11 protein-coding genes are annotated in these 11,074 nt (G+C 74.2%); 8 read left to right on the top strand and 3 right to left on the bottom strand.

Annotated features, from left to right (window positions below):
* Nucleotides 1-242 precede the first annotated feature (242 nt).
* On the bottom strand, nt 243-773 hold the full coding sequence (locus ABT299_RS51010; RefSeq protein WP_190863466.1) for a MarR family winged helix-turn-helix transcriptional regulator: 531 nt from the start codon (nt 771-773) through the stop codon (nt 243-245).
* Between the two features lie 117 nt (nt 774-890).
* On the opposite strand from ABT299_RS51010, the gene ABT299_RS51005 reads away from it, so the two are divergent.
* The gene (locus tag ABT299_RS51005; RefSeq protein WP_500255276.1) at nt 891-2,627 is read left to right on the top strand and encodes a pyruvate dehydrogenase; all 1,737 of its coding nucleotides are present in this window, start codon (nt 891-893) and stop codon (nt 2,625-2,627) included.
* A 13-nt stretch (nt 2,628-2,640) separates the two neighbouring features.
* Here the strand turns inward: ABT299_RS51005 and ABT299_RS51000 are convergent, their stop codons facing one another.
* Nucleotides 2,641-3,540 carry a LysR family transcriptional regulator gene (locus ABT299_RS51000; protein ID WP_500255275.1) on the bottom strand — a complete coding sequence of 300 codons (900 nt, stop codon included), beginning with the start codon at nt 3,538-3,540 and terminating at the stop codon, nt 2,641-2,643.
* Nucleotides 3,541-3,632: 92 nt separating this feature from the next.
* Here ABT299_RS51000 and ABT299_RS50995 point away from each other — a divergent pair, with 92 nt between their 5' ends.
* The 6 genes from ABT299_RS50995 to ABT299_RS50970 all read left to right on the top strand — a co-directional run bounded on the left by ABT299_RS50995 (nt 3,633) and on the right by ABT299_RS50970 (nt 8,551).
* Complete coding sequence (locus tag ABT299_RS50995) at nt 3,633-5,030, top strand: MFS transporter (protein WP_500255274.1); 1,398 nt, start codon at nt 3,633-3,635, stop codon at nt 5,028-5,030.
* Between the two features lie 109 nt (nt 5,031-5,139).
* Nucleotides 5,140-5,517 carry a helix-turn-helix domain-containing protein gene (locus ABT299_RS50990; protein ID WP_500255278.1) on the top strand — a complete coding sequence of 126 codons (378 nt, stop codon included), beginning with the start codon at nt 5,140-5,142 and terminating at the stop codon, nt 5,515-5,517.
* A 10-nt stretch (nt 5,518-5,527) separates the two neighbouring features.
* Entirely contained in the window at nt 5,528-5,935 is a 408-nt protein-coding gene (locus ABT299_RS50985) for a VOC family protein (RefSeq protein ID WP_190863478.1), read from the top strand.
* A gap of 59 nt (nt 5,936-5,994) precedes the next feature.
* Entirely contained in the window at nt 5,995-7,170 is a 1,176-nt protein-coding gene (locus tag ABT299_RS50980; RefSeq protein ID WP_500255273.1) for a sensor histidine kinase, read from the top strand.
* Nucleotides 7,167-7,838 carry a response regulator transcription factor gene (locus ABT299_RS50975; protein WP_190863480.1) on the top strand — a complete coding sequence of 224 codons (672 nt, stop codon included), beginning with the start codon at nt 7,167-7,169 and terminating at the stop codon, nt 7,836-7,838. Before ABT299_RS50980 ends, ABT299_RS50975 begins: the two co-directional genes overlap by 4 nt.
* Nucleotides 7,839-7,918: 80 nt before the next feature.
* On the top strand, nt 7,919-8,551 hold the full coding sequence (locus ABT299_RS50970) for a hypothetical protein (RefSeq protein ID WP_500255272.1): 633 nt from the start codon (nt 7,919-7,921) through the stop codon (nt 8,549-8,551).
* Here the strand turns inward: ABT299_RS50970 and ABT299_RS50965 are convergent.
* Complete coding sequence (locus ABT299_RS50965) at nt 8,544-9,140, bottom strand: TetR/AcrR family transcriptional regulator (RefSeq protein WP_190863485.1); 597 nt, start codon at nt 9,138-9,140, stop codon at nt 8,544-8,546. The genes ABT299_RS50970 and ABT299_RS50965 overlap by 8 nt on opposite strands.
* Nucleotides 9,141-9,280: 140 nt before the next feature.
* Between ABT299_RS50965 and ABT299_RS50960 the strand changes: the two genes are divergently transcribed.
* Nucleotides 9,281-10,981: an MDR family MFS transporter gene (locus ABT299_RS50960; RefSeq protein WP_500255277.1), complete on the top strand. Its 1,701-nt coding sequence runs from the start codon at nt 9,281-9,283 to the stop codon at nt 10,979-10,981.
* Nucleotides 10,982-11,074: the final 93 nt, after the last annotated feature.

Raw genomic sequence — 11,074 nt, 5'->3', positions numbered from 1 at the left:
CATCAGCTCCTCGAAGTAGAGCCGGCCGGACGCGTCCCGGTGCCGGGTGTGCCGTTTCGGCGGCACGTCGCCGACCCGCCGGTAGTGCGCCATGATCCCTCGCCTCCCCGCAGATGATTAATGCGTTTACTATCTCTCCGCGACATTACGGCCCCCGGCGGGCAGAAGAAAGGCCCGGTTCCGGACACGGGGCGGAACGGGCCGGAGCGGACGGGAGCGGACCGGGAGGCGGGCGCGGCGGGTCAGCTCCGCTCGCGGACGTCGAACCGGTGCCGGCCCTCGATCAGCTTGTCCAGCAGCATCACCAGCATCCGCTGCTCGGTCTCGGTGAGCACGCCCGCCCACTGCCGCTCCCGCTCGTGCTGGCCCGCGAAGATCTCCAGCATCCGGCGGCGGCCGTCCTCGGTCAGCGACAGGATCACCGAGCGGCCGTCCCGCTCGCCCGGCGTACGCACCATCATCCCGTCCGCCACCAGCGTCTTCGCCAGGTTGGACACGGCGGCGCGGCTCATCCCGGCGAGCGTGGCGGCGCGGCCCGGCTCCAGCGGCCCGGCGAGCCAGGTGACGAACAGCAGCCGGAACCCCGCCCAGGAGTGCCCGCGCGGCCGGTGCACCGTGGACTCCAGGTCGTAGGTGACGATGGCGGACGCCCGGTTCAGCGTCAGCAGCAGCCGGGTCGCGAGCCGGTCCGGGAAGCCGAACTCGTCCGCCAGCCGGCCTCCGGCGAGGTCGACGAACGACCAGAAGTCCAGGTCCTCGCGCTCGTCGTCCATGGTCGCCAGCCTAGCCCCGGCGGGCGGGCAAAGTGATTCACGGTTTGATCGGTCTGCGACGTGTCGGCGCGACGATCACGGGCAGGTCTCCCCGTGCACACGGCGAGTGGGGGGATCATGGCGACGGTCGCGGACCAGTTCATCCAGGTGCTCCGCCAGGCGGGCGTCCGGCGGATCTACGGCGTGGTGGGCGACAGCCTCAACCCGATCGTGGACGCGGTGCGCCGCACCGGTGGCGACATCGAGTGGGTGCACGTCCGCAACGAGGAGGCGGGCGCGTTCGCCGCCGCCGCCGAGGCGCAGACGACCGGGCGGCTCGCCGTCTGCGCGGGCAGTTGCGGCCCCGGCAACACCCACCTGATCCAGGGCCTGTACGACGCGCACCGGTCCGGGGCGCCCGTCCTCGCGCTGGCCTCGCAGATCCCGAGCACCCAGATCGGCAGCGGCTACTTCCAGGAGACGCACCCCGAGCGGCTGTTCACCGAGTGCAGCCACTACTGCGAGCTGATCAACGGGCCGGGGCAGATGCCGCGCATCCTGCGCACGGCGATCCAGCACGCGGTCGGCCTGGGCGGCGTCGCCGTCCTCGCGCTGTCCGGGGACGTCGCCAGCCAGGACGCCGAGAACCCGACCGGCGAGCACGACTTCCTCGTCCGCAAGGGCATCGTGAAGCCGCCCGCCGACCAGGTCGACCAGCTGGCCCACGCCCTCAACCGGGCGCGGAAGCCGATGCTCTTCTGCGGGTCCGGTGTGCAGAACGCGCATTCGGAGGTCATGCAGCTCGCGCACAAACTGCTGTCGCCGATCGGGCACGCGCTGCGCGGCAAGGAATGGATCCAGTACAACAATCCGTTCGACGTCGGAATGAGCGGGCTTCTCGGCTACGGCGCCTGCTACGAGGCGATGCAGGAGGCCGACCTCGTCCTCATGCTCGGCACGGACTTCCCCTATGACCCTTTCCTTCCGGGCCGCCACACCATCCAGGTCGACGACGATCCCGCCAAGCTGGGGCGCCGCACGCCGCTCACGCTCGCCGTCCACGGCGACGTCGGTGAGACGCTCCGCCTCGTCATGGACAAGGTCGAGCAGAAGCACGACCGGTCCTATCTCAACGAAATGCTGCGACGGCACACGCGCGCGCTGGAGGGCGTCGTCTCCGCCTACACGCGCGACATCGAGAAGCACGTTCCGATCCATCCCGAATACGTGGCGGACGTCCTTGACGACCTCGCCGCCGACGACGCGATATTCACCGTCGACACCGGAATGTGCAACGTCTGGGTGGCCCGCTACATCACGCCGAACGGCCGCCGCCGCGTCATGGGCTCGTTCGTCCACGGCTCCATGGCGAACGCCCTGCCGCACGCGATCGGCGCCCAGTACGGCGCGCCCGGCCGCCAGGTCGTCTCGGTGTCCGGCGACGGCGGCCTCGGCATGCTGCTCGGCGAGCTGCTCACCGTGCGGCTGCACCGCATCCCCGTCAAGATCATTCTCTTCAACAACGCGTCGCTCGGGATGGTGCGGCTGGAGATGATGGTGGACGGCCTGCCGTCCTACGAGACCGATCACGAGGCCGTCGACTACGCCGCCATCGCGCAGGCCGCGGGCATCGAGGCGGCCCGCGTCGAGCGGCCCGCCGACGTCCGCGACGCGATGGCCGCCGCGCTCGCCGCGCCCGGCCCGTACCTGCTGGACGTCGTCACCGACCCGAACGCCCTGTCCATCCCGCCGCACATCACCCCGCAGCAGGTGAAGGGCTTCGCGCTCGCCGCGGGCAAGACCGTCCTCACCGGCGGCGTCGGCAAGATGCTCGATCTGGCGCGCAGCAACCTCCGCAACATCCCCCGCCCCTGACCGCGCGCCGCGCTCACGCGGGGTCGGCGGCGGCCATGTCGCGGGCGTGCGCGACGAGGCGCAGCAGCGCCGGGTCGCGGTTGCCGCGATGCCACGCGAGCGCGATCGGGACGGTCGGGACGGGATCGGCGAACCGCCGCGTGACGACGCCGGGGACGTGCAGCGTGCCCGCCTTGCCCTCGGTGATGAAGGTGATGCCGTGCCCCGCCGCGACGGCGTGCAGCATCCGCTCCTCCTCGGGCTCCCAGTGCGCGACGGGCGGCCGGACGCCCTCGCCGAAGACCTGGTCGAGCATCCGGTCCCACATGCCGGGGCCGTGCTCGCGCGGCCACCAGACGAGCGGGCGGCCCGCCACGTCGGCGGTGCGGAGCCGCCGCTTGCGGGCCAGCGGGTCGTCGCCGCGGACGGCCGCCACGATCGGCTCCGCGCCGATCTCCAGGACGGCCAGGTCGTCGCGCAGGTCGATGGGCGGCCGGACGATCGCCGCGTCGATGGCCCGCTCGCGCAGCCGCTGCTCGTGCAGGACGGTGAAACCGCTGGTGAGCTGGACGTCGACGGCGGGGTGCGCGGCCCGGAACCCGTCGACGAGGTCGGTGACGGCGCCGCCGGGCGCGGAGCGGGTGAGGCTGAGGGTGAGCCGCCCGGCCTCCCCGGTGCCGTGCCTCCGCACCAGGTCGGCGGCGGCGTCGGCGCGGGCGAGGACGTCGCGGGCGGCGGGCAGCAGCGCGGCCCCCGCCTGGGTCAGCGCCACGCCGCGCCGGTTGCGGGCGAACAACTCCGCGCCGAGCTCGCGTTCGAGCGCCTTGATCTGCTGGCTGAGCCCGGGCTGGGCGACGTGCAGCCGCTGCGCGGCGCGGCCGTAGTGCAGCTCCTCGGCGACCGCCACGAAGTACCGCAGATGCCGCAATTCCATGCCGCCGACGATAGCCGGTGATAATCCTCGCTTCTCACAGGAGAAGAACCTGAACTTGGACGCGGCCGCCGGACGCGTGGCGGAATGTCGACATGGTCACCGTAACGACAAGCCCGCGCGCCGCCGGGACGGCCGGCGCTCGGCAGTGGATAGCCCTCGGATCCGTGCTGCTCGCCACGTTCATGGGACTGCTGGACGCGAGCATCGTCACGGTCGCCGTCCCGTCCATCCAGCACGGGCTGGGCGCCTCGTTCGGCGAGGTCCAGTTCGTCGCCGCCGGGTACACGCTCGCCTACGCGGTCGGGCTGGTGACCGGTGGGCGCCTCGGCGACCTGTACGGGCGCCGGCGCAGCTTCCTGACCGGCGTCGTGCTGTTCCTCGTCACCTCGGTGCTGTGCGCGGCGGCGCCGTCGGCCCCGCTGCTGATCGGGGCGCGGGTGCTCCAGGGCCTGGCGGCCGCGGTGATGCTGCCGCAGGTGCTGTCGATCGTCCAGGCGTCGTTCACCGGCCCGGCGCGGGCGAGCGCCCTCGGACTGTACGGGGCGACGATCGGGCTGGCGTCGATCTCCGGGCAGATCGTCGGCGGCGCGCTGCTCGCCTGGAACCCGCTCGGGCTCGGCTGGCGGTCGGCGTTCCTCGTCAACGTGCCGATCGGGCTGGTCGCCCTGGCCGTCGCGGGCGCGACCGTCACCGAGGGGCGCGGCGCGCGCTCCCGCCTCGACCTCGGCGGCGCGGGCCTCCTCGGGCTCGCCCTCGTCGGCCTGCTGCTCCCGGCCGCGCTGGGGTGGCCGGTGTGGAGCCTGCCGTTCCCGCCGGCGGGGCTGGCGCTGCTCGTCGCCTTCGGAGCCTTCGAGCGGCGGCAGGCGAACCCGCTGGTGCCGATGCGGCTGCTCGCCCAGCGGCGGATGGTGCGGGGACTGCTCACCGTCCTCGCCTTCTACGCGGGCAACGCCGGGCTGTTCCTCCTGCTCGCCTACCACCTCCAGGCGGGGCTCGGGCAGAGCCCGCTGCGGAGCGGGCTGATCTTCGCGCCGCTCGGCATCGGGTTCGCCGTCGCCAGCCTGGCCGGACGCAGCCGCGCCGCGCTCGTGCCGGGCGCCGCGCTGATGGCGGCCAGCCTGACCGCCGTGCTGCTGATCGTCTCCACCGTCCCGGGGCACGCGCAGATCGGGTGGCTGCTGCCCGCGCTGGCGGTCTCCGGGATCGGCGAGGGGCTGGTCGCCGCGCCGCTGATCGGCCGGGTCCTCGCCGGGGTCGACCCGGCGGACGGCGGCGCCGCGAGCGGCGTCCTGCTCACCGCCACGCAGGTCGCGAACGCCTCGGGCGTCGCGCTGATCGGCGGCCTGTTCGCGGGCGCGCTCGGCGCGGCCCCCGGCACGCCCGGCACCGCCCTGTCCGCCTACGACCACGCCACCGCGGTCACGACCGCGGCGGTGCTGGCCCTGGCCGTCCTGACCGGCCTGCTCGCCCGCACCCTCCGCGACCGCTGAGAACGGCCGCGGGGACCCCGCGCCCCCGTCCCGCCCGGCATGGTGGGATGGGGGCGTGAGCCGTGCCGTGGAGGAGAGCAACCGCAGGCTGCTGCGGGCGCGGGACGCGATGGACCGCGCCTACGCGCAGCCGCTGGACGTCCCCGCCCTGGCCCGGATCGCCCACGTGTCCCCGGCGCACTTCACCCGCGCGTTCCGGGCGGCCTTCGGCGAGACGCCGCACCGCTACCTGCAGCGCCGCCGCGTCGAGCGGGCGATGTTCCTGCTGCGGGACACCGACCGCAGCGTCACGGACATCTGCTTCGAGGTCGGCTTCGGCAGCCTGGGCACGTTCAGCCGCACGTTCAGCGCCATCGTCGGGCGGTCGCCGCGCGAGTACCGGCGGGCGGTCACGGCCGTGGACGTGCCGACCTGCTTCGTGAAGACGTGGACGCGGCCCGTCGACCGAGCAGTTTCGGATAAGTCTTCCGGGAGGCGCGCTCGCTAGCGTTGACCCCATGTTCAACGCGATCACGCATTCCCAGATCTACGTCCTGGACCAGGACGAGGCCCTCGACTTCTACGTCGGCAAGCTCGGCCTGGAGGTGAGCGCCGACGTCGACATGGGCTTCATGCGCTGGCTGACCATCAGCGTCCCCGGCGACCCCGAGCGCCACATCCTGCTGGAGCGCCCCGGCCCGCCGTCGCTGTCGGACGAGACGGCCGAGCAGGTCCGGGAACTGCTGACCAAGGGCGCGATGGGCGGCCACCTCATCTTCGGCACGGACGACTGCCGCAAGACCTACGAGACGCTGCGGGACCGCGGCGTGGAGTTCACCGAGGAGCCCACCGAGCGCCCGTACGGCATCGACGCCGCGCTCCGCGACCCGTTCGGCAACAGCATCCGCTTCACCCAGCGGGTCTGACCGCCTCCGGACGGATCCGCCCGCGCGCCGCGCGCGGGTTCCGTCCTTAGGGTGGTGCCGTGGGGAGCATCCGGGTGCGGCACCGCTCGGTGACGGTCGCGCCCTGGGCGCTGGACGCGGCGCTCTCCGCGGCCGCCTTCGCCGTGACCGCGTACCGGATCGGCACCGGCGCCGTCGACGCGGGCGGCCGCGCACCGGACGCCGCGGCCTACGGCATCGGGCTCGCGATGGCGGCGGCGCTGCTCGCGCGGCGGCGGTGGCCGGCGCTCGTGCTGGGCCTGGTCACGGTGCTGTGGATCGCGTACCACACCCGCGGCTACCCGGGCGGGGCGCCGGGGGTGCCGGTGTGGGCGGCGCTGTACTCGGTCGCGGTCGCGCCCCGGCGGCGGGCGGGGCTCGTGCTCGCGGGCGTGCTGATCGTCTCGGACGCGTCGGCCCGGTCGGAGGGCGGCGTCCACCCGCTCGACGCGCTGCTGGACGGGACGACCGTGGTGTTCGTCGCGATGCTGCTGCTCGGCGACGCCGTCCGCAGCCGGCGGGAGCGGCGGGCCGAGTACGAGGCGCGGCTGGAGGCGCTCGCCGCGCGGCAGGAGGACGCCGCCGCGCGGCGCGTCGCCGAGGAGCGGATCCGGATCGCGCGGGACCTGCACGACGTCTCCGCGCACACGATCGCGGTGATCGGCGTCCAGGCGAGCGTGGCCGCCGAGCTGCTGACCGAGGACCCGGAGACCGCCGGGGAGGCGCTGCGGGCGATCCGCGCGGCCGGCGCGGAGGCGATGGCGGAGCTCCGCGCGACGGTGGGCGTGCTGCGGGACGGGGACGGCGCCGAGGTGGAGGCCCCGGCGCCCGGTCTCGACCGGCTGCCCGACCTGGTGCGGAGCTACGGCTCCGCCGGGCCGCGCGTGGAGCTGGACGTCGAGGGCGAGCGGCGCCCGCTGCCCGGCGTGGTGGAGCTGACCGCGTACCGGATCGTCCAGGAGTCGCTGGCCAACGCGCTGCGCCACGGCGGCGCGGGGTCCGTGGCGGTCCGGCTCCGGTACCGCGCGGACGGCCTGGACGTCGAGATCGACGACGACGGGCGCGGCGGGACGCCGGCCGGTGACGGGTACGGGGTGCGCGGCATGGCGGAGCGCGCGGCGGCCCTCGGCGGGAGCCTGACCGCGGGGCCGGCCGCCGGGCCGGGGGAGTCCGGGTTCCGGGTGCGGGCCTGGCTGCCGGGCGGGGGGACGCGATGACGATCCGGGTGCTGCTGGCCGACGACCAGGCGCTGGTGCGGGCCGGGTTCCGCGTCCTGCTGGAGCGCGCGGACGACATCGAGGTCGTCGGCGAGGCCGGGGACGGTGACGAGGCGGTCGCGCTGGCCCGCGCGCGGCGGCCGGACGTCGTCCTGATGGACGTGCGGATGCCGGGCTGCGACGGGCTCGCGGCGACGCGGCGGATCGTGGCGGACGCGGGGCCGTCCGGTGCGAAGGTCGTGGTGCTGACGACGTTCGACCTCGACCGGTACCTGTTCGCGGCGCTCCGGGCGGGGGCGAGCGGCTTCCTGCTGAAGGACCTGGAGCCGGACGCGCTGCGGCAGGCGGTCCGGACGGTGCACGCCGGCGACGCGCTGCTCGCGCCCCGGCTGACCCGGCGGCTGATCTCGGTGTTCGCGGACCGGGCGGGGCGGCCCCCGGTGGCGCCGGAGCGGCTCGCGGCCCTCACCGTTCGGGAGCGGGAGGTCGTGGCGCTGGTGGCGGACGGCCTGTCGGACCGGGAGATCGGCGACCGGCTGGCGATGCGTCCGGCGACGGCGAAGACGCACGTCAACCGGGCGATGGCGAAGCTCGGCGCGCGGGACCGCGCGCAGCTCGTGGTGCTCGCCTACCAGTCCGGCCTGGCCGGGGTACCGCGATCGGAGTAGGGGCGGTGCCGCGAACGCGGTAGCCGGGTGCGCCCGCGGCGCCGATGGAATCGCCCGCGCGTTTTCCTAGCGTCGAGTTCATGGATGTTCACACGAGAGTCATCGCCGGTGGCTGCCTGGTGGCGGCACCGGCCGTCCAAGGGCTGTCGACGTTCTTCTGGAACGACGGCGACCAGGGGATCGCGGCGGGCGCGCTGATCGTCGTCGCCACGGTGTTCTGGGTGGCGGGGCTGGCGGCGCTGTTCCGCCTCGTCGAGGCGCGGGCGCCCCGGTACGCGGCCGTCGCGTTCCCGCTGGCGGTCTACGGCTGCGTCGGCGGCGCGGCGTTCGGGGTGCAGGGGCTGTGCGAGGAGCTCTTCGGAGTCCCGCACGACACGGCCGTGGACCTGCTCCGCCACCACCAGGCGGCGGCGGAGGCCGCGTTCTGGTTCGCGGGCCCGCTCTTCCCGATCAGCGTGTTCGTGCTCGGGGCGGTGCTGATCCGGCTGCGCCTCGTCCCGCTGCCGACCGCCGTCCTGCTGTCGGTGGGCGCGGTGCTGTTCCCGCTCAGCCGGGTGCCGCGCGAGGTCCTCGTCGCGCACCTCGCCGACCTCGTGCTCCTGCTGCCGTTCGCGCACCTCGGCGTGCTGATGGCGATGGGGCGGCTGGCGCCCGCGAAGGCCGCGGACACGGCGGACGCCGCGTCCGCCGCGCCGGTGGAGGCGGTCAGGTGAAGGGGGTGGCCATCTCGGTGAGGGCCTCGTCGGTCACCTCGGCCATGGAGCGCGGCGGGTCCTGCTCGGTCCAGGCGAGGGCGCCGATGCGCAGGGCGGTCATGAAGGCGCCGGCCATGACGACGGCGCGGGCGGAGCCGGGCGGGAGCCCGTCGCGGGCGGCGACGAGGTCGGCGAGGGCCCGCTCGAACGTGGCGTAGTGCGCGAGCTGGCGGGCCAGGACGGACGGGTGGGCGCGGGCGAGGCGGGCCTGCGCCGCCCAGCGGGGGTCGGGCTCGCCGATCTCGCCGGCCAGGTCGTGGAACGCGGCGCGCAGCGCGGCCCAGGACGTCTCGCCGGGCGGGCGGGCGGCGAAGCGGTCGAGGAGGGAGCGCATGCGCTGCTCGTCGCCGTAGAGGAGGGCGTCCTCCTTGCCGTCGAAGTAGTTGGAGAACGTGCGCCGGGACACGCCGGCGGCGTCGGCGATGGCCTCGACCGTCACCTCGTCCAGGCCGTGCTCGACGGCGAGGCGCATCGCGGCCTCGTGCAGGGCCATGCGCGTCGCCTCCTTCTTGCGCTCGCGCAGCCCGCCGCCGGCCATGGTCTCCATGCCGTCCAACTCTACGGGGAGGCGCGCCCGGCCGGGCGAAATCTTTCTTGATGCGAAAACTTGCCCAGTGGGAATAATGTGGGCCGCTGACGCCTTGTACACGGCGTTCCCACTCCTCACCCCGGAGGCGTCCCTTGACCGTGTCCGCCGACCAGCCGGCCCCGCCGGCGCCGTCCGCGACGATGTCGCGCAGATCGATCTTCGAGGCGCTCAGCGGCCTGCTGCTGGTGCTCTTCGTCGCGATGCTGAGCGAGACCGTCGTGTCCACCGCCCTGCCGCAGATCATCGGCGCGCTCAAGGGCACCCAGTCGCAGTACACCTGGGTCGTCACCGCGACCCTGCTGACCGCCACGGCGAGCACCCCGATCTGGGGCAAGCTCGCCGACCTCTACGACAAGAAGCGGCTGCTCCAGGCGTCGATCGTCATCTTCGTCGTCGCGTCGATCGCGTCCGGGTTCGCGCAGAACAGCGCCGAGCTCATCGCGTTCCGCGCCCTGCAGGGGCTCGGCGTCGGCGCGCTGCAGATCCTCGTCCAGATCGTCATGGCGGCGATGATCAGCCCCCGCGACCGGGGCCGCTACTACGGCTACCTCGGCGCGGTCATGGCGGTCGCCACCGTCGGCGGCCCGCTGCTCGGCGGGCTGATCGTCGACACGTCCTGGCTCGGCTGGCGCTGGTGCTTCCTGATCGGCGTGCCGTTCTCGGTGGTGTCGTTCGCCCTCCTGCAGAAGACGCTGAAGCTGCCGGTGGTCCGGCGCGGCGACGTGAAGATCGACTACTGGGGCGCGACGCTGCTGGCCGGCGGCGTCAGCCTGCTGCTCATCTGGGTGACCTTCGTCGGCGACAAGTTCGCCTGGCTGTCCTGGCAGACCGGCGCGATGGTCGGCGCGGGCCTGCTCGTCCTGGCCGTCGCGATCCGGGTCGAGGCGAAGGTGCCGGAGCCGATCGTCCCGCTCGGCATCGTCGCCCGCCGCAACACCGCCCTGGCGATCCTCGCCAGCCTCGCGGTCGGCATGGCGATGTTCGGCGGCGCGGTCTTCCTCGGCCAGTACTTCCAGATCGGCCGCGGCTACAGCCCCACCGAGGCGGGCCTGCTCACGATCCCGATGATGATCGGCGTGCTCGGCTCGTCCACGATCGTCGGGCGGCTCACCACCCGGACCGGCAAGGTCAAGTCCTACATCGTCGCCGGGACGGTCGTGCTCACCGCCGGGTTCGCGGCGCTGGCGACCATCGACCAGCACACCTCGCTGGTGTTCGTCGGCGCGGGCATGTTCCTGGTCGGCGCGGGCGTCGGCATGGCGATGCAGAACCTCGTCCTCGTCGTGCAGAACTCGGTGCACCTGAACGAGATCGGCGCGGCGAGCGGCACGGTCACGTTCTTCCGGTCCCTCGGCGGGACGATCGGGGTCTCGGTGCTCGGCGCCGTGCTGGCGAACCGGGTGTCGGACAACATCGCCCACGGCCTGTCCCGCATCGGCGTGGACCCGTCCGCGGGCGGCGGCGACACCGGGAACCTGGACGTCGGCGCGCTGCCCGGCCCGATCCGGGAGATCGTCCGGGCCGCCTACGGCGACGCCACCGGGCACATCTTCCTGTTCTCCGCGCTGATCGCGGTGGCCGGGATCGTCGCGGCGGCGTTCCTCAAGCCGGTGACGCTGCGCGACAGCCTCGACCTCCCGGACGACGCCGCGTCCCAGCCGGACGGCGCGGCCGCCCGGCCGGACGGCGCGGCCTCCGCGTCGGACAGTGCGGCCCCCGCGTCGAACAGTGCGGACTCCGTGCCGGACGGCGCGGCGCTCGCCACGGCCGGCGAGGCCGGAGGTTCAGCGAGCCGATAGCTCCACCGGGTCAAGGGCCGACGGGCCGCCGCGTTCCACGCGCGGGGCCCCCCCCCTCCCCCCGCGCGCGCGCGGGTTGATTTTGCGGACGAA

It is taken from the genome of Spirillospora sp. NPDC000708 (assembly GCF_040299565.1).
Taxonomy (GTDB): Bacteria; Actinomycetota; Actinomycetes; order Streptosporangiales; family Streptosporangiaceae; genus Spirillospora.
This window is presented reverse-complemented; position numbering and strand designations above follow the sequence as displayed.